Source organism: Alteromonas sp., from assembly GCF_984505615.1.
The window spans coordinates 12306-28720 of the sequence record NZ_CFHOXV010000048.1 but is presented as its reverse complement, the minus strand read 5'-3'; the positions used below and the strand labels follow the sequence as shown (position 1 = coordinate 28720).

Annotated in this window: 17 protein-coding genes; 5 read left to right on the top strand and 12 right to left on the bottom strand. The window is 48.4% G+C overall.

The window, feature by feature from the left end; translation table 11 throughout:
- Nucleotides 1–10: 10 nt before the first annotated feature.
- Nucleotides 11–703, bottom strand: coding sequence for a hypothetical protein (locus tag AC4PME_RS18455; protein ID WP_491046660.1), 693 nt, complete (start codon nt 701–703; stop codon nt 11–13).
- Between the two features lie 418 nt (nt 704–1121).
- On the opposite strand from AC4PME_RS18455, the gene AC4PME_RS18450 reads away from it, so the two are divergent.
- Nucleotides 1122–1961: a hypothetical protein gene (locus tag AC4PME_RS18450; RefSeq protein WP_491046661.1), complete on the top strand. Its 840-nt coding sequence runs from the start codon at nt 1122–1124 to the stop codon at nt 1959–1961.
- 434 nt (nt 1962–2395) lie between these two features.
- On the opposite strand, the gene AC4PME_RS18445 is transcribed toward AC4PME_RS18450, so the two are convergent.
- From AC4PME_RS18445 to AC4PME_RS18435, 3 genes are all read right to left on the bottom strand, one after another.
- A complete protein-coding gene (locus AC4PME_RS18445) occupies nt 2396–2734 on the bottom strand; it encodes an AzlD domain-containing protein (protein WP_491046662.1) in 339 nt (112 codons plus the stop codon).
- Complete coding sequence (locus AC4PME_RS18440; RefSeq protein ID WP_491046663.1) at nt 2731–3456, bottom strand: AzlC family ABC transporter permease; 726 nt, start codon at nt 3454–3456, stop codon at nt 2731–2733. The genes AC4PME_RS18445 and AC4PME_RS18440 overlap by 4 nt, the downstream gene beginning before the upstream one ends.
- Before the next feature lie 77 nt (nt 3457–3533).
- Nucleotides 3534–4640, bottom strand: coding sequence for an ROK family transcriptional regulator (locus tag AC4PME_RS18435; RefSeq protein ID WP_491046664.1), 1107 nt, complete (start codon nt 4638–4640; stop codon nt 3534–3536).
- A gap of 156 nt (nt 4641–4796) precedes the next feature.
- Between AC4PME_RS18435 and AC4PME_RS18430 the strand changes: the two genes are divergently transcribed.
- A complete protein-coding gene (locus tag AC4PME_RS18430; RefSeq protein ID WP_491046665.1) occupies nt 4797–6053 on the top strand; it encodes a YbiU family protein in 1257 nt (418 codons plus the stop codon).
- 16 nt (nt 6054–6069) lie between these two features.
- Here AC4PME_RS18430 and AC4PME_RS18425 read toward each other — a convergent pair whose 3' ends face one another.
- Complete coding sequence (locus tag AC4PME_RS18425) at nt 6070–6771, bottom strand: SOS response-associated peptidase family protein (protein ID WP_491046666.1); 702 nt, start codon at nt 6769–6771, stop codon at nt 6070–6072.
- A gap of 127 nt (nt 6772–6898) precedes the next feature.
- Between AC4PME_RS18425 and AC4PME_RS18420 the strand changes: the two genes are divergently transcribed.
- Nucleotides 6899–7771, top strand: coding sequence for a PhzF family phenazine biosynthesis protein (locus AC4PME_RS18420; protein ID WP_491046667.1), 873 nt, complete (start codon nt 6899–6901; stop codon nt 7769–7771).
- On the opposite strand, the gene AC4PME_RS18415 is transcribed toward AC4PME_RS18420, so the two are convergent.
- From AC4PME_RS18415 to AC4PME_RS18405, 3 genes are all read right to left on the bottom strand, one after another.
- On the bottom strand, nt 7772–8683 hold the full coding sequence (locus AC4PME_RS18415) for a hypothetical protein (RefSeq protein ID WP_491046668.1): 912 nt from the start codon (nt 8681–8683) through the stop codon (nt 7772–7774).
- A 79-nt stretch (nt 8684–8762) separates the two neighbouring features.
- On the bottom strand, nt 8763–10019 hold the full coding sequence (locus tag AC4PME_RS18410) for a sialidase family protein (RefSeq protein ID WP_491046669.1): 1257 nt from the start codon (nt 10017–10019) through the stop codon (nt 8763–8765).
- Nucleotides 10020–10163: 144 nt separating this feature from the next.
- A complete protein-coding gene (locus tag AC4PME_RS18405) occupies nt 10164–10610 on the bottom strand; it encodes a DUF3859 domain-containing protein (protein WP_491046670.1) in 447 nt (148 codons plus the stop codon).
- Between the two features lie 145 nt (nt 10611–10755).
- Between AC4PME_RS18405 and AC4PME_RS18400 the strand changes: the two genes are divergently transcribed.
- Both AC4PME_RS18400 and AC4PME_RS18395 read left to right on the top strand, forming a co-directional pair.
- Nucleotides 10756–11613 carry an alpha/beta fold hydrolase gene (locus tag AC4PME_RS18400; protein WP_491046671.1) on the top strand — a complete coding sequence of 286 codons (858 nt, stop codon included), beginning with the start codon at nt 10756–10758 and terminating at the stop codon, nt 11611–11613.
- Nucleotides 11614–11725: 112 nt separating this feature from the next.
- Nucleotides 11726–12376 carry a sulfotransferase family 2 domain-containing protein gene (locus tag AC4PME_RS18395; RefSeq protein ID WP_491046672.1) on the top strand — a complete coding sequence of 217 codons (651 nt, stop codon included), beginning with the start codon at nt 11726–11728 and terminating at the stop codon, nt 12374–12376.
- Between the two features lie 22 nt (nt 12377–12398).
- Here AC4PME_RS18395 and nadK read toward each other — a convergent pair whose 3' ends face one another.
- The 4 genes from nadK to AC4PME_RS18375 form a co-directional block, all read right to left on the bottom strand.
- Nucleotides 12399–13274 carry an NAD(+) kinase gene (gene nadK, locus AC4PME_RS18390; RefSeq protein WP_119500923.1) on the bottom strand — a complete coding sequence of 292 codons (876 nt, stop codon included), beginning with the start codon at nt 13272–13274 and terminating at the stop codon, nt 12399–12401.
- Nucleotides 13275–13345: 71 nt separating this feature from the next.
- Nucleotides 13346–14110: a 3-hydroxybutyrate dehydrogenase gene (locus tag AC4PME_RS18385; protein ID WP_491046673.1), complete on the bottom strand. Its 765-nt coding sequence runs from the start codon at nt 14108–14110 to the stop codon at nt 13346–13348.
- Nucleotides 14111–14119: 9 nt separating this feature from the next.
- A complete protein-coding gene (locus tag AC4PME_RS18380) occupies nt 14120–15118 on the bottom strand; it encodes an extracellular catalytic domain type 2 short-chain-length polyhydroxyalkanoate depolymerase (RefSeq protein ID WP_491046674.1) in 999 nt (332 codons plus the stop codon).
- Between the two features lie 52 nt (nt 15119–15170).
- Entirely contained in the window at nt 15171–16397 is a 1227-nt protein-coding gene (locus AC4PME_RS18375; protein ID WP_491046675.1) for an E22 family MetX-like putative esterase, read from the bottom strand.
- Nucleotides 16398–16415: the final 18 nt, after the last annotated feature.

Genomic DNA, 16415 nt, shown 5'->3' with positions numbered 1-16415 from the left:
TGATCATCTATCACCCGTTAACCATGAGTGGTGCACTTATTATCTGAATTCGGGCCTGCTTTAGACTTATAAAGTATTTAAGGATTTTTTCCGCAAATTGTACTGCATGCCACGCTGACAATTCAGGACTCTTGGGATTACTTATCAAGGTCTCACAACTTACAAATGAGTCTTTATAAGCTGAAAAAATTAAATCATTATTCCTGACGTTTTTTATGGCTAAAGCTGTAACTAAGCACGTCTCAAAATAAACCTGCAGCATTGAAGTTTCTCGGCTCGTCATACCGTTCCTGATATGATCTGTTAGATCGACAATCATATCGAGAGGGTTAAGGAGACCCTTACTCGCATTTTTACCTTTAATGCACGCAACTAAAACCTTTCCAAAAACTAGAGGGACACGGACTTCAAAAACATCTCCATTTAGTAGAATTGGAAATTTTGATTGAGTCATGTCGACATTTAGCTTATTTGCATAGCGAAGTTGATACCAGTCATTTACATGGCTAGTCAAATTTGATGTGTTTATTGGCTTTTCGCTAGTATTCAAGCTGCCTCCAAAAAGAGGGCCGCTTACTTTGAGCTCTTTGTAAAATTCAATAACAACTTGTACTGGTCGAGCATGGATAGGAACGCTTTTCTCAATAAAAAATTTATCTATCTTGTCCATTTTTTTGTTAAAATATTCTTCATTAATTTCCATATCGCAACCACAAAAAGTAGATAAATCTTAGAGTTTAAATTTTATTTAAGTTTAATTGTAACATCCATTATCTCATGAAGTGAGATAACTTGTGGAAATCTTTTTCGCTCCAGTGCAGATACCATGGTCTGAGTAATCGAAGAATAAAAGCGATTAAACATTTCAGCGATATGATGTAAAAATTGATCTCGCTTATAACAACCTGCGATCTAACCAATGACTTTTTAAAGAGAAGGGAAATTTAGAGAGTTTGGACATCAATTTAATAAAGTTAATTACAATCAAACTAAATCTTTGTGATGCTTTACTTAATAATCTTTTCAAAAACTTTGCATTGACCTGTGGGGAAATTGAACAATATTATTAGGAGCTTACATAGTACAAAGAAAGTTCATAGTCGTAAATTCAGGAAGAATTAATGAAACATATAAAGTCAGTCGCATTCTTAACCTTATCAACAATACTCATTTCCGGATGTAAATCTACCCTTAATCCCAGCTACGAAGTGGCAGAAACAAATCTTCAAAGTTCAGAATTACAATTCAAGATATCAAAAGAGTTCGGGGGCATTTCTGAGCAGACAGTGCTGAATAAAATTAATGATAGTATTAATCGAAGTTCTGGTCTTCGGGGTTATGGTTGGAAAAATGGAAGTTCAAGCTATAAACGGGGCAGATATACAGAAGTTGAAGGTAACAAAATAACCGTGACTTATGCGAATTGCATAGTACAGGGTAATGGATGCTTTATGTCAAAGCAATTCGTAACCTATGAGGTTGATGTAGAGGAAAATGAGGATTTCCTAAACATTCAAGTAACCACACCAGACCTAGTGAATGTGAAAACTGGTAGTGCTCTGATGATTGACGTCCCTCACTTTACAAATACCAGTGATATTGTTTCAGATCTATCAAGCATAAATAGCAAGATTTCATTTACTATTGAAGGGAGAGATATAAGTCAATTTGAAGAAGAATCAGAATATAATCCAGATGAAGTGTTTTCAATTTTCAAGCGATACAGCAAAGCATCCTATGTAAGAAAAACCGAGGCTGAGGAGGTCTACTTTTCTTTTGATGTAGATGGATTAACAGTATTGGCTAAAACTTACCCATTTAAATCAGGAAGTGTTTCTGAATTCAGTTATTCATATATGTACAGTTTACACTCCGACGGTTCAAAATCTATTTCTAAAGAAGATTTGAATAATAAATTTAAAAATATTGAATTAGAAATAAGAAAAACATTAAAATCTTAATTTCTTTAAGAATTCCGATGTAAATCAAGTCTCTTTGAATTTTTTGCTTTTCATAAGCACTCCTAAACAACGGTTCAGGAGTGCAGCCCATCTCTTGAAGGAAGTACAGTGTGATTTCTGTGTTGAGGCCGGCCCTGAAACAGCAATTAGCGAGAATCATGTTGAGCATGAAAACGTATCTATTGACTTTGTTGAATGGCAAAGTTTACGAAAGAATGATCTAACGTAGTAATAATAAAAAATATAGTGGGTAGGCAAATGCTTTGCTTTTAGTTCAAACCTAACATTAAACTCAAACGACAAATGTGATCTCTAGACCATTCCCTGCCATTTAAAAGGCTCATTCACCTCCAGGCAATTCCGGCAGACGAAAAAAACTAAAAGTTCTTCTTAAAACTCCGGCAAGGTTAATCCTCCCTAAGGAGTCAGATCACTCACCCCAAAACCACCTTCACGGCCCCGAACACCACCACGCCGGTGAGAGTGGGTAATCCCATTGAACGGGTTCTCGACCACACAAGCAGTGTTGCCAGCAGGCCTGCTACCGTTGCTGTCCAGGAAGGGATGGTGAGGTGTACCGGTACCAGCGAGCTGCCAAGCATGGCGGCTATCATTGCCGGGCCGGATACGGTGAGCCAGTCTGGCAAATCGGGTGTTGTTTCATTGTTTTCATGCTTAGCGAGCTTTTTGCGCATCCACAAATAAGGCAGCAGTCTGATTAAATAAGTGCCAACAGCAATACTGACGAGGGTCAGCCACATTTCCTGACTCATTTCTGGCTCTCTTTCGGTTGAATAGCCTTCATCGCATAAAACACGATGGTGCCGGCTAAGGCGGCAAGGGGAATGGCTGCATTCGGGTAACCGGCTATTTTGCTCAGCATAGACAGCGCCGCAGCAGTGATAAGAGTGGGGGTCCACAACATGCTGTTGCAGCGCGGGGCAACCAATACCGCAAACAGGGCGGGCAGGGCGAACGGCAAGGCCTCATTAACAAGTGGCCAGCGTTGGGTAAGTGTATCGCCGGCTAGTGCGCCAAGCGCTGTACCGCCAATCCAGCTGAACCATGCCAGCAAGCCTAAGCTCGTATACCATGCCATCCGGTGTGCTTTGGGGAGTTGTGGCAAGCGCACCAGTGCCAGCGCAAATACCTGGTCGGTAAGTCCGTGCATCAAAGGAAGCCAGCGTTTATCTGAATCCATGTACCTGGCAATGTTCGGTGCATAAACCATATGGCGTGCGTTAATCAGCAGAGTCATCAGCACAACGAGTGGCAGGGGAGCACCGGATGCCACCATTGCTACAAATAAAAATTGTGAAGCGCCGGCATAGATAAATGTTGAGATCAGAATGGTTTCAAATACGCTGAAACCGGCTTGTATTGAAATTAAGCCGAAGGAGATGGCTACGGGAATATAACCCCCGAACAAGGGGAGGGCATCCTTCAGTCCCTGACGCCATGGCGAAAAGTCCGGCGTTACTGTAAGCGTATTCATTCCGCAGGTTCCTGTATGCATGTTCCGGCTATCCGGTCATGGTGAAAATAGTGTGTCATGTGCAAGGTGAGATGAAATTAAACGTTCCGGCTGTAACCGCGCAGCGCAGGGGCGGTGAGATCCCGTAAAGTCAGTTTCTCCAGTGCAAGTTCTCTGGCACCGGCAGATGCGCCGTATAACGGTGCTTTTTCCGGCTCTGCGGTAACAGATATAGCTGTACCGGCAATATTACTGGCCAGTGCATCTTCAATGCAGGCTTGCAGTGCCTGATGGTGACAAAGCTGACCGCCGAGCACCACCTTTTCCGGGTTGGTTAGTACGCAGGTAGCAGCCACCACTTTTCCGGTGGCATTCAGTACATCCGCGGGCAGTGCTTTGCCCGGTGTCAGCGCCATTTCATAAAAGTGCTCAGTATACAGAGATTCAAGCAACGGCGGCGCACTGCCCAGCCTGACATAACCAATTTCACCGGCCATACCGTCAGCACCACGCACAATATTACCGTTAAGCGTGAGGCCGCAGCCTATGCCTCTGCCAAGATGGATATAAGCAAAATTCTCACATCCGGAATTTACATATTCCATGAGTGTGGCCCAGTTTACATCGTTATCGACGGTCACCGGGCACTGGTACCGATCGCCAAGCCGCTGTGCAAACTGAAGGCCGTGCGCCAGCGGAAAAGGAGAGTGAGGCAAGGCCAGCACATTGCCGGTAACCGGACTGACAGGATCGGCCACAGATACACCGGTAGCGAGCAGCGGTGCGTTTGTTGCCGCCAGGGTTTTGTCTGTGAGAGTGAACATATCCTGCAGGAAATCTGCCTGCAAACGCCCTTTGGGATAAGTCACATACTCTTCAGAAAGTGTATCTCCGGTAAAATCCGTGATGCGTATCCAGGTGGCATTTTCTTCCAGTGCGAGGGAGAGCAGGGCCCCGAAATCCGGGTTTATTTCATAAATGACCGACGGACGCTTTGAAGACACGTTATCCATTTCAGATGCGGTTTTAATGATGCCTTTTTCAGTCAGCCTTTGTGCAGATTCTGACACCGTAGGTTTGGAGATCCCGGTCATTTTGGCTATGGCTGCACGGGACAAACGTTGCGCTTTCTCCAGACACTGAAAGAACTGCTGGTCTGTGCGCATGGCCAGGCTGCCGGGCCGGTGATCAGGCTTGGCTGACATCGTGTGCTGCTTCCTTTCTTTTAAATCTGTTTTGTTAACGAAATGAAAAAATGTCTTTACTCAATGCGAAGCCCAGACTAGTATAATTTAACAAGTTAGGAAACCTTACTTATTTAATTGTGAGGTTAATAATCCATAAAACGCGAGGGAAGTACTGTGAGTGAACCGACGTCTAAATCGTATCTGCCCGACGATATCGAAAAAGCCATTAAAGACACTAAACAACTATGGCGGGCGCGCATTGGCGATGTGCCTGCTTTGCTGGAAAATATAGTCGCGGGCCTGGAAAGAGACATTCAGGCTATTGAACAGGATATGCAAAACGGCAACACAGGCTGGCCTGAAGCAAACTATGAAGATATTGCCGCCGGTACGGTCTCTGCGGATGTGATGGCACGGGTAAAACAACGGGGATGTCTGGTGGTACGGGGGCACTTTCCCCGTGAACAGGCCGTAAAGTGGGACAAAGAGCTGGTGGATTATGTGGAATCTAACGATTTTGATAATCAGTACCGGGGACCGGGAGATGACTTTTTCGGGACCTTGTCGGCGTCCCGTCCTGAAATATTTCCTATCTACTGGTCTAAACCTCAGATGGAAGCGCGCCTCAGCAGTCGCATGCAGGATGTACAGGTATTTTTAAATGCATTCTGGAAAACGGAATCGGAAGGCAGGAAATGGTTTGATCCGGATTGTAATTATATTTACCCCGACCGTGTAAGACGCCGCCCGCCCGGCGTGACATCCGGCGGTCTCGGACCACACACTGATTCCGGTGCGCTGGAAAGGTGGTTATTACCGGCGTATCAGAAAGTATTCCGTCATATTCTGGACGGCAACTTTGATAAGTACGACCCCTGGGATGCTGCCTGGCGACCGCTTGTGAATGAGTATGAAGGCGGAACAACGAAATGTTCGGCATTCAGAACGTTTCAGGGCTGGACTGCATTAAGTGATATTAAGCGGGACCAGGGCGTGTTGTTTACCATTCCCGTGCCGGCGGCTATGGCGTATTTGCTTATTCGGCCGTTGCTGGATGATGTGCCGGAAGACAGTTTATGTGGTGTATCACCCCGTAAAGTGTTGCCGGTGGATGAGAAATGGCACAGCTTGCTGTTGCGGGCGAAGGCAACCATCCCCGATATGTCACCGGGTGATTCAGTGTGGTGGCACTGCGATGTGATCCATGGCGTAGAACCGGTTGAAAACCAGCAGGGGTGGGGGAACGTAATGTATATTCCAGCGGCGCCGGGTTGTCAGAAAAACCGTTTATATGCACGGCGTTGTGCTGAAGATTTTAAAGCAGGCAGATCGCCGGATGATTTTCCGGAAGAGCATTACGAAGAAAGCTGGGATAACAGAGTGAAATGGTCAGACTTATCTGACGCAGACAAAAAAGCCTTTGGTGAATAAGCCGGACAGTGCCGGCTCATACATTATCCTCACCGGACGGTGCCAGAAAGAAGGAGTCACCGGTTTTCTCACCGCCTTTAAAGGTTTTCACCTCACTGACGGTGAGACCGGTGTATAGTTTGGGTTCGTCCAGAATGGCACTGACGACGGGATCGTCCGGTCCGCCATTTAACCAGGCGTTCACAGCGTCGCGGTTGTGGGGCAAAAAGCACGGAATAGATTTTTCGTGAAACTGGCTGAAGCGGGGATGAGGCGGCCTGGTGATCACCGCACAGGCAGCCGTGCCGTTGTCGAACTGCCTGTACACCGCACCGATTAACATGGCGCCCTGCGCTTCCATCAGGTAGTGCACTTTCCCTTTTCCCCGCGGATTGGACTCGCCAACTGCGGTGGCAACAACTATACCTCTTTGATAGCGCACCGCCTGTTTCCAGAAAGGACTGTCGAGGTTGCGCGCATTGAAAGTAGTACGGTCACCAATAACCAGCCCGTCGCCCTCTGGTCTGGCATCAAACCACCAGGTCGCATCAATGACGTTGTCAGGCGCTGTTATCAGATTGGTAATTTTACGGGCCGGATTTTTACCAAAGGCGGGATAGAAATTCAGTACCCCGCCGTTTTCTTCCTTAAACAAGGGCAGTGTGGTGGTTAAGCCAACTTCTTCAAGCAGGTCAATCACTGCGGGGCAATCTGTCACCCGCTGAATGAATCCGCACATAGTCACTTCGCCTTTTCGTTCTGATTATTCTTACCCTATCTGAACATAATGTATTTTGTAAGGTACGATAGGGCAAAAGATGCCCGCAATGTTTGCGGTCAGAAACCCCCTCCAATCAGGTAAAATAATGAAAAGAGCATTTAAACAAGTTGATGTGTTCACCAGTGTGCCATTTAAGGGCAACCCTGTTGCCGTTGTAATGGATGGCTCAGGGCTTACAACACAGCAGATGCAGACAATAGCTCACTGGACCAATTTATCTGAAACCACTTTTGTACTTTCTGCCGAGGATGAGCGGGCCAGCTACCGGGTGCGGATATTTACCCCCGGCAGTGAGTTACCATTTGCCGGGCACCCCACTATCGGTACAGCCAGTGCATTACTTGAAGCAGGTTTGATCACTCCGGAAGACGGTAAAATTGTACAGGAATGTGCGGCAGGGCTTATTACGCTCGATGTTTCACAGGAAGCCGGTCAGCCTATGAATATTGCTTTTACGTTACCGGAGCCGGAAATTACGCTGTTAACGCAGGACGAAGTGGAGAAACTGGAAAAAGCACTGAATTGTCAGATTGACCGCAGTGTCACGCCGGCGCTTGTTGATGTGGGGGCACGCTGGATTGTTGCTAAGGCATTTACGCCGGAATCGGTATTGCAGGCAAAGCCGGACTATGTTGCTCTTGCAGCCGCAGACGGTGAAAAAAGCGCAACAGGAACCTGTTTATTTGCTGCATATGACAGCGGAAGTGCCGACATTGAAGTGCGCTCATTTGCACCCGCCTGCGGCGTAAATGAAGACCCCGTGTGTGGCAGCGGTAATGGCAGTGTGGCGGCATTTATGCGATTTCACCGTATGCCTCTTTTACAAAAAATAAGTTTGTTGTCATCGCAGGGGCAAAAACTGGGACGGGCAGGCAGAGTGCATCTCGACATTACGCCTGATGCGGTGAAGGTAGGTGGCGCGGCAGTAACATGTATAGACGGCCACCTGACGGTTTAATTATTGTGTAACTTCAAGCACATCCGGCAACACGAAAGACACTTTGTTCGGGTGCAGGCGGAACCATAAACCGGGGTTCTCATCAAGCTGCGCCTGTGCGGTGGTTTCGTCTTCGCTGATGGATGTGTTCAGCACCTTTGCGAAGGTTACCTTTTTGGCCGGTGCGGTGCTGGCATCCACCACTGACTGAACCAGTTTCTTCGCACCCAGAATTGCGGCCGGTCCCAGGGTTAAAATCATCCCTGCTGCCCGGCACTCTGCTTCGTCCTGCGGGCTGATTGCGCTGCCACCTGCTTTAAATTTGCTGATGTGGTGCTCAAGAATACTGGCAGAAATGGGAATGAGGCCTGCCATGTGTGAGGCTTTTGCGCCGGAGAAAGGCTTGATATAAGCCAGGTGAGACGCCGCATTGTCTTCCGGACCGTGACCGATAAAGAAAATGTCCAGCCCGCCGAGGCGTTCAAGCTTTTGTAAGTAATCTTCCAGGCCTGCCTGTACATCTTCAAGATCCGTTTGCATGGGGGTGAAGCTTTTGATTTTGGCAAAGAATGCATCGCCAAGAATACGCTCGAAATCCCGCACAAAACTCAGGCTGTTTTGCATGCTCATGGGGGCCAGTGCATCCTGTGTAAATACATTCAGCCGTGCAAGTACATCATCCAGTTCCCTGCTTTTTGCTTTTTCTCCCAGCAAACGGTGAAAAGCCTGAGCGCCGCGCCCGCCAAGCAGGGCAATGTTAATATCGCCGTCTTTGCCTTCTGCTGTTTTCAGTAATTCTTCCAGCATGGCTTCGCCCACTTTCGCTTCTGATGGCAGAACAACAGGGTAAACACCATAGTCTTTGTAGTTGCTGACGGTCGCTTCGTGCTGACTTAACCAGACGTTAGTTTGTTTATTTGCTTGCTGAGTCACTTATTTCACCTGTTAAAACGATTCGGTTCTGTACTTGCTGTATCGTTATATATAAATAATTGCCACCGGTAGCATAACACTAGTCAGGGTTTGTTTCGAGGCTATCCTGAATGCGCAAACTACTCACCGGTATTCTGGTGACGGCTATATCTTCTTTGTTGACGGCATAGCTGATCCAGAGTGCATCGCGCCAGACAATACTCTTCGGGTAACTGTAACCGGTGCGTTTATATTTTCCGGCGAATTTCATCGGCGGTAAGGTAGATCCATTTCTGGCGAGCAGGGCATGATCAAAGTGTTTGCCGTCACGGCTGAGTGTGACAACCAGCGGCAGCCGGTCTTTCGTGCCGGAGGGATTATTAACCAGATAGGCGGTGCCATCGGGTAAATTACCGGCGCTCTGTTTGGCCCGTGAATCAGGCATATTGGTAACCGCAGGCAAAGACCAGGTGTCACCGTTATCTTTACTCACCGATGCCAGCACACGAAAGCTGCCGGCCTGATCGCGAAACGTCATAACAATGTTGTCGTTTGCATCAACAAAGGATGACGGTTCAAGCTCCCGGCTGATGGTGTCTTTGTGGGGTAAACGGGTGAAACTGCCAGCTGTCCATCCTGACGTGGCTGAGGGGTCTTCAGTGTAATAAGGTGTCGCATGCAAACCCGGTTGCATGTGAAAAGCCGTAAGAATGCGGCCTGACGGCAAAGCTTTCAAATCTTGCTCAATAATACCTTGTACCGGGCGTCCGCCGGCACCGCTAACCGGTTTAAATGCACTCCAGTTGATGCCATCTGAACTTGTTGCATATTCTGTATGCCCCTGTTTTTGCGGTGCATCGTCTGGCCATACATTAATAAACGCGATTAAAGTATCACCCTGCGTCCACCAACCGCCGCTGGTAACAATGGCGTGCTCCCTGGCCGGTGCAAGCATACGGGACTTATTCCAGTGTTCTCCGTCCTCACTGACACTGTAAATGACATGGGTGCCGGGTCCGTCTTCATCTTTGCCTGATGTTTGCCACTGGCAGAACAGTTGTCCTTTAAAGCCGGTGAGCACAGCGCCGTGATTGTAGCCCGCCTGAGTTTGAACACCTTCAAATACGGTAAAGTGCTGTACGTTATCCGGCGATTTATGGGCAGGGAAAGTGTTGCCGTGCTTCGTAAATAGCGTCGGATTGACGGTAAACGGCGCAGAGGGCTTAGCGGGTTCTCCTGAAAACGAACTGAACGGATAAGTGAGGACAAGTAACGCAAACAGAATACGCAGTTCTACATAACGAAAAGCCGTCTGGCGGAATGCAAAGAGGGAAGCTAAGAATGGGGATTGAAACATGGCAGAAACTCATTGAAACATAACAATATGCTTGCCGGAGTGTACCAATATGCCCGGCCTGCGTTTTTATTTCTGCCTGGGATGTTCAAATATCAACATTCTCGGGTGTGTTCAGACCGGCTTGTGCAAATATCAACGGGCCGGTTACCAGCGCTTCAGTTTAGGTTTGCGGCGTTGCCAGAACTGAGCGCCCTCGTACGGGAGTTCATGTTCTACAGTGAAGGTTTTATCGGCAATAATGCTGCCGTTTAATTCCAGTGTCATGCGCCAGTCACCGGCTTTATCGTCAAGGGGTTCCCAGAGCGTATCCCCTAAATAAAAGTCCCAGTCGTTTGAGCGTACATACTCCTCACCGTCGAAGGGCGCCATGGGCTCTCCGTTTTTACCCGGTATGTCGGGGTGATAAATACAATACCGGACCTTCTGATTTTTCGCCCGCTTGATATTCACAATGAAGCCGAATTCAATATCCAGTTCAAGGGGGATATCAAGGGTGAACGTCTTTATCTTCGGCAACGCTTTGTCTTCAGCATCCCATTTTGAATGGATACCAAAAGTCAGCATTTCTACAACAGGTTCAGGTCTGGCCATGGGCTCTTCCGGCTGGGCAAAATCGCGGGCATGGTATCAAATCCGGTGCCGGTCTCACAGTCTGTTTGAACCCTGTAGAATGCTGGTGGCGATCAACTATACTGTGATAAATGTAGTAAACAGAGTCTGACAAGTGGTTAGCAGTATGAAAATGACAGGCATTGTGGCGGTGTGTGTTTTATTACTGACAGGGTGTGGTGGTTCGGGAGACAGCACCAGCCGGTCTGCGCCGGTTGTCAGTGAACCTGTCATAACAGTGACAGAAAATGTCAGTTACCGTCAGGTCCTGGCGCTGAATGCCACATCTCCTGATGCAAACATGGCCTATGGTGAAGAGCCATTGCAAACCGGCGATTTGTGGATGCCCGCAGACGTGGCATCACCGCCGCTGGTGATTGTGATCCACGGCGGCTGCTGGTCAAATCAGTACGGACCGGAACAACTCTATCCTCTTGCCTCGGCGCTTCAGGAAGACGGTTTTGCTGTGTGGGTGCCGGGTTTTCGCCGCAGCGGGGATGAGGGCGGTGGCTGGCCGGGTACGCTGGAAGATGTCGTACAAAGCATCAATTATATTTATCAGCAGAATGAGTATCCGTTTGACGAAAGCAGCGTTACGCTGGCCGGACACTCTTCAGGCGGTCACCTTGCATTGCTGGCCAGTCAGCAAATCACATTACCTGTGGCGCGTATCACCGGGCTTGCGCCCATTACAGACATCGTGGCTTACTCACAGGGCGCAAGCAGTTGTCAGCAAGCTGTGACGTCATTCATGGGAAGCCGCCGGGAGGACGATCCGCAGGCCTGGGCTGAGGCAAATCCTGTCAGTTACAGTTACGGTACACCGCTTTGGATCCTTGCCGGTGAGCAGGATATTACGGTGACCATTGAACAGAATCCCATACCTGAGGCCACTTTTGTTGTAGTGGAACGCGCCGGACATTTCGACTGGATACATCCTGACACGCCGGCTTTTCAGGTGTTTACCTCTTTGCTGGCCCGTTAGCCCCTATTACAATTTTCGTGTAATTTGCAGTGAATATGCATAAAGTGGCTTTTTTCTGTCATCTGACAACCGTATTCTGAGCCGTAATAAGAAAAAGAGTAAGGACGCTGTTTTGTTGTTATCCCATAAGCATCAGTTTTTGTTTGTTCATATCGCCAAAACCGGTGGTACCAGTGTAAGAAAAGCCTTATCCTCTCACCGTTGGGATATTAAATACGGTCTGCCGCAGTTTGTAGTGAACAAGCTGAGCCAGTTCACCGGGCATAAACTGGGATGCCGTTTTCCCCGTCACAGCCGCATTGTGGCAGCCAGTGAAATGTTGCCGGCGGATTATTTTAATAACCTGTATAAATTTGCTTTTGTGCGCAATCCCTGGGATTTGCAGGTCAGCTCTTTTTATCACATCAAGCGGGAACGCCCTCAGGTGCTGGAAGGGCATGACAACTTTAAAGATTTCATGCGTTTCAAGTTTGATCCGGCGCGGCCTTATCAGTATCACATCGATACTTCGCTGCAATTACAGTCTGACTATCTGGTGGATTTGCACGGCAATGTACTGGTAAATAAAGTCGGCAAATACGAAAACCTGCAAGGGGATTTCGATAACATCTGTGAGCATATCGGACTGAAAAAAATCAAGCTGCCTCACAAGCGTAAAGCGGATGACAGAAAACGCTACCGCGCTTATTACGATGATGACCTGGCTGAAAAGGTGGCTAACCATTTCGCCCGGGATATTCAGATGCTGGGGTATGAGTTTTAACCGGGCATAATGCGCGGGAGGATCAGTAAAGCTTGCTGCCCCAGCTCAGTTTATTCCGCAGTACATTGAAATAGCTGTAGCCTTTAGGGTGCACAAGGCGCAGGGTATCCTGACTTTTATGCACGCGGATCTCATCCCCGGGCAGAACTGGCAATACAATATGACTGTCACAGCTCACCTGCAGGCTGTCGCTGTTTACTTTTGATACCCGCATAGAAATAGTGCTTTTTGAGTCCACCACAATCGGGCGGCTGCTGAGGGTATGAGGGAACATGGGCACCAGGGTTAATGCATCCAGGTGGGGCACAATGATAGGGCCGCCGGCAGATAAAGAGTAAGCCGTGGAGCCGGTAGGTGTGGCAACAATTAACCCGTCTGAGCGCTGACTGAACACAAACTGGCCGTCGATATAAATCTCAAACTCCATCATGTGAGCTACTTTGCCGTGGTGCAATACCACTTCGTTCATCGCGGCATTATTGCTTTTCAGTTTTTCATGGCGATACACACACACTTCCAGCAGGAAACGCTCTTCAACCACGGTTTCACCGGAAAAAATAATATCCAGTTGTTCTTCAATCTGGTCCGGGTGGATATCGGTTAAAAAACCCAGGTTTCCACGGTTTACGCCGACAACATGAATGTCAAAACGGGAGAGTACACGCGCTGCGCCCAGCATACTGCCGTCGCCACCTATAACCACGGCAAGATCGGCTTCTTTTCCGATAGTGACTAAATTAGCGGCAGGGTATTTGTCGTTATCCATCTCATCAATGATGGATTCTTCGATGAGAACGCGGCAACCACGTTTATCGAGCCAGGTCGCTATTTGTTTGAGACTGTCCTGAGTGCCGGTATGGTCAGGTTTACCAATCAGGCCAACGGTTTGATAAGTCATAATCTGGCTAATGCCCGCATGCTGCTACATTTTTTCGGACATTAGCACAGAGTTTGATAAAAAAGAAAGGGTTAGCGCGCCACCCAGCCGCCATCAAGTACCATGGTCTGACCGGTGATATTGCGTGCACCGTCGCTGATGAGAAACTTCGCCGTCGCGCCCAGTTCGTCCATTGAAATAAATGCTTTCTTAGGCATGGGCTTGAGCATAATTTCATTTACCACTTCTTCTTCGCTGATCCCGTTTTCCTTAGCCTGGGCAGCAATTTGTTTGTCTACCAGCGGGGTTTTTACATAAGAAGGACAAATGGTATTAATGGTGACGTTGCAGTCGCCGGTTTCAAGCGCAATGGTTTTGGCAAACCCAAGCAAGCCGTGCTTTGCTGCGACATAAGCCGATTTATAAGGAGATGCAACCAGCGAGTGTATTGAACCCACATTGATAATGCGGCCAAAATCATCAGCACGCATATTGGGTAAAAATGCCTGGGTAAGCAGGGCAGGGCCAACCAGCATAATATTGATAAGCTGTTGCCATTTTTCAGCCGGAAAATCCTCAATTTTAGACACATGCTGGATGCCGGCATTGTTGATAAGCACATCTACCTTCACGTCTCCCAGTTTGCCGGGAAGTGCTGCGACCTGCTCAGCATCGCATACGTTAACTTCAACGGCCTGCGCGCTGAAGCCGGCGTCCTTTAATTGCTGAGCAGCAGACTCAGCGGCATCAAGATTAATATCTGCAATGATTAAATGATGCCCGTCATTTGCCAGTGATTCAGCAATGCCATACCCGATGCCACTGGCACCGCCAGTGATAAATATATTCAAAGCCATGATAGAACCTTAATTTGATGATAATCCAAGAACGATATCGCGGACGGCATTAATCTGCTCTCCGCTGCGTGTGGCGTAATCTTCTCCGGTGTAACCCCACCAGTCCCAGCAGCCCTGAGGATTTAAAGGCATGAAAAGCGATTTGCGGGTTTGCGGGTACACCACCACCATATTGTTACTGTCGGCCCAGTTATTCAAGCCGGTTTGCTCTACGTAAGCTTTGCCCACTGCTTCTGCGTACTGATTACAACCATGAAAACTGACATGCACCCGGCATTGTTCACCTTCACGGCAACTGGCAGGAATATAAGCATAGCCGGTTTCTGCCAGGGTAGAGGCATTATCGCCGGCGAGTGTCTGCTGACTGAAACTCACCACCTCACCACTCAGCTTGTCGCTGGCGGGTTGTAAACCGTCCAGCAGGAAGTTGAGCATTTCACCTGCAGCATCATAGTCACAGCGGCCGATATAGGGTGAGTCAGAGGACATACACTGTCCGCCGTTATTCTTTGTAGGGAATAAATGGGCAACCGGTTTACTGTTAATGTAAGTAATTTGTTCAGCCGGCATCAAGGCCGCATACTGGGCGTTCAGTGCGTCACTGACGGCGCTGTTCACCCGTACGTCGCGGGTGCCGTGAAATAACCAGACCTTATCGTTTTGCAGTGCTGACAAAGGCGCCAGTTTTCCCTCCTGCGCCAGCGTTCTTACTTTTCCGGTGAGTGCATTCACATCAATGGCTGGTTCTGTTTTATCAACACACTGACTCAGCGCCGTGCTGATATCACCTTTGGCGCAGTAATAAGGGCCTGCCGCCAGAATGCCTGCTCCGTCAATCCAGTCGCTGTAAGCCAGATGAAACTGGTTGGCCATGTAACCGCCGGAAGACAAGCCTGACACCGTGATGTGATCAGTATCGAGGTTAAGCGCCGGCACCTGTGCCATTGCGCCGGCGCTAAAAAATGCTGAGAGCAGGGCGGCGGTGGCGTTGTTTTTCAATCCGTGCATAAATCGTGTTTCCGTTATGAATCGTGAATGTTTGAATGAGGAACCGGGTGCATCATTCAGTTTCGTCGTTTAAAAACCGGCGCAGCAGTTGTGCTTTTTGTTTGATGTCTGCCACTCCTTCAAGATGCCCCAATGCGCCTTTCAGATAACTGAGTTGCGTATTCTTGCCTTGTGATTTCAAAATACCATGTGGAGATTCAGCCATGTATGGCATCAGCAGAAGATCGGTTTCAGCGGGTAAATACAGCGTTTTCGCCTTAACGTTCTTCAGCCCCTCTTGCAAGGAACCCCGGTAGCCGGCAACGAACAATTGATTAGCGCGTACCAGGTAAAGCAGGTGGTTGGCATCCATCAAATCAGCACGGTCTTCTGCCCGGCTTCTGAGCCAGTTAATGATTGTATGAGTGGCATGAATATCCTCAAGCGGGTCTTTTTCCTGTGGAGAATAGCCCAGCATTTTGCCTTGCTGATTGAAAAAATCCGGATGCAGCGCCTGCAGAGTAATGCTCATGAGTGCCGCGACCAGACCGTCTTTTGGCGGATTATCACGGGTATAATCACCGTTATTCCAGTGTTTATCCAGCCGGATTGGCGTGGCCCACTGTTCCAGCGCGGCGGTGGTCCAGGCGTCGGCCTGAGCCGCAGGGATCACGGCAACCATTCGGGGCACCCAGTCCGGGTAAGTCGCGGCCCATTCCTGTGCCTGCATCGAGCCCATAGAAGGACCGGCAACGGCATGCAGCGATGAAATGCCAAGGCTTTCCAGTACGAGTTTTTGTACGTTGATAAAATCGCGGATGGTTACCACAGGAAACGACAAACCATAAGGCTTACCGGTTTGGGGATTGACGGTGGCCGGGCCTGTGGTTACCACGTTCGGGTCGTAAGCGGACAGGTTTACCAGAGAATCTACACTGATCACAAAGAACTTATTGGTGTCTATGGCCTTGCCGGGGCCGATAATGGCATCCCAGTATCCGGGTTCCGCATCATCTTTGTGATACCGGCCGGCGGCGTGTGAGTTTCCTGAAAAATAATGCGTGATAAGTATGACGTTATCTTTGGCGTCGTTGAGTTTGCCGTAACTTTCCCAGCCAACTTTCACTTCAGGAATAATTTCTCCGCCGTAAGTTTCAAACTGAGTAGTGGTGAAAACCTGCTTTTCTGTCATCAACATGGCTGTACCTGACTGGTTGGGCGGTGTGGCGGCACAGGCCGGTTGGACGGCTACCGCGCATAAGACAATTAACCTTACCAGTATGCTACGAAAATTAGTCATAAATGTAGTCATCATTTT

Excerpts from the sequence above, each read along its gene's own strand:
- AC4PME_RS18455 (WP_491046660.1), bottom strand. The coding sequence starts at position 703 with ATGGAAATTAATGAAGAATATTTTAACAAAAAAATGGACAAGATAGAT.
- AC4PME_RS18450 (WP_491046661.1), top strand. The coding sequence starts at position 1,122 with ATGAAACATATAAAGTCAGTCGCATTCTTAACCTTATCAACAATACTC.
- AC4PME_RS18445 (WP_491046662.1), bottom strand. The coding sequence starts at position 2,734 with ATGAGTCAGGAAATGTGGCTGACCCTCGTCAGTATTGCTGTTGGCACT.
- AC4PME_RS18440 (WP_491046663.1), bottom strand. The coding sequence starts at position 3,456 with ATGAATACGCTTACAGTAACGCCGGACTTTTCGCCATGGCGTCAGGGA.
- AC4PME_RS18435 (WP_491046664.1), bottom strand. The coding sequence starts at position 4,640 with ATGTCAGCCAAGCCTGATCACCGGCCCGGCAGCCTGGCCATGCGCACA.
- AC4PME_RS18425 (WP_491046666.1), bottom strand. The coding sequence starts at position 6,771 with ATGTGCGGATTCATTCAGCGGGTGACAGATTGCCCCGCAGTGATTGAC.
- AC4PME_RS18420 (WP_491046667.1), top strand. The coding sequence starts at position 6,899 with ATGAAAAGAGCATTTAAACAAGTTGATGTGTTCACCAGTGTGCCATTT.
- AC4PME_RS18410 (WP_491046669.1), bottom strand. The coding sequence starts at position 10,019 with ATGTTTCAATCCCCATTCTTAGCTTCCCTCTTTGCATTCCGCCAGACG.
- AC4PME_RS18405 (WP_491046670.1), bottom strand. The coding sequence starts at position 10,610 with ATGGCCAGACCTGAACCTGTTGTAGAAATGCTGACTTTTGGTATCCAT.
- AC4PME_RS18400 (WP_491046671.1), top strand. The coding sequence starts at position 10,756 with ATGAAAATGACAGGCATTGTGGCGGTGTGTGTTTTATTACTGACAGGG.
- nadK (WP_119500923.1), bottom strand. The coding sequence starts at position 13,274 with ATGACTTATCAAACCGTTGGCCTGATTGGTAAACCTGACCATACCGGC.
- AC4PME_RS18385 (WP_491046673.1), bottom strand. The coding sequence starts at position 14,110 with ATGGCTTTGAATATATTTATCACTGGCGGTGCCAGTGGCATCGGGTAT.
- AC4PME_RS18380 (WP_491046674.1), bottom strand. The coding sequence starts at position 15,118 with ATGCACGGATTGAAAAACAACGCCACCGCCGCCCTGCTCTCAGCATTT.
- AC4PME_RS18375 (WP_491046675.1), bottom strand. The coding sequence starts at position 16,397 with ATGACTAATTTTCGTAGCATACTGGTAAGGTTAATTGTCTTATGCGCG.